Annotated in this window: 1 protein-coding gene; it reads right to left on the bottom strand. The window is 46.9% G+C overall.

The features are described 5' to 3' along the window. A partial coding sequence (locus N0M98_RS33675) for an IS110 family RNA-guided transposase (RefSeq protein WP_259620507.1) occupies positions 1-968 on the bottom strand: 968 nt, incomplete at its 3' end. Positions 969-1055 lie beyond the last annotated feature (87 nt).

The raw sequence follows: 1055 nt of genomic DNA on the forward strand, positions 1-1055 counted from the left end.
TTCCAGGATATGGCCTGTATTTCAGGCGATTTTCCTTGTTGACGTTTCTTTAACTCTCCTTTCAACGCAGGTGTATAGCGATAACTCCAAGCGGATTCGACCAGCAAACGGCGAAGGTGGGTATTCCCTGATTTCGTAATACTTCCCTGCCATCGGCTTTGACCACTTGAGTATTCCCGCGGCACCAAACCTGTGTACCCCATAAAAGCCTTCGCATTTCCAAACCGGGTAAATGAACATACTTCGGCTACGATACCTGTTGCGGTCGTTTCAGCTACGCCACGTAAGGTTTGAAGGGCTTGTATTAATGGAGCGTGGTGCCCTTTCGTCGCTTCCTCGTGAATGGCTGCTTCTATACGTTTCAGACGTTCTTCATTTTCATCCATCTGATGCAGCATTTCCTGTAGAACCAAACGCTGAGTAGCAGACTCCAATGGAATACGTCCTAACCACAACCGATACTTTGCCGTCCAGCGGCGAAGCCGCTCTTTAGGTGCAATCTGATGACGAAGAAGAAACTTCCCGATCCGCTGCCGGATTCGAGCCCGATCTTCCTTGACATCTTCACGCATCCGTACCAGATCACGAAGTGCTTCTTCCTCTTGGCTAGGTACATGCACACGGGTTAATTCACCTGCTCGAAGTAATTGTGCCAGACGCATCGAATCCCTGCGATCCGTTTTTACCCGTTCTCCTGGACGACTCGGCATGAGTGAAGGGGCGATAACTATACAGTCATATCCGTGTGCGGTTAGCAAACGAACTAAAGGATATCCTGTTGGTCCTGCCTCGTAACAAATGCTTAACTCATTGGGTTCGCCTAACTTTCTCAATGTTTTCAAGATGTGATACTCCGTATGAGGAATCGTACCCAAATACCGAGCGCCTTCTCTACCTGGATCTGCTACAGATACAGCAATTTTTTCCTTCGATACGTCTAAGCCTACGTATTTTATGGTATCCTTCATAGTACAGACTCTCCTTTGCAATTTAGCTCTGATTTTGGTTTTGGTTTAGCTTCTACTACACCATTATTCCCAAAATTAACCTAAGAC

Origin of the sequence: Paenibacillus doosanensis, assembly GCF_025060755.1 — a bacterium.
GTDB lineage: Bacteria > Bacillota > Bacilli > Paenibacillales > NBRC-103111 > Paenibacillus_S > Paenibacillus_S doosanensis.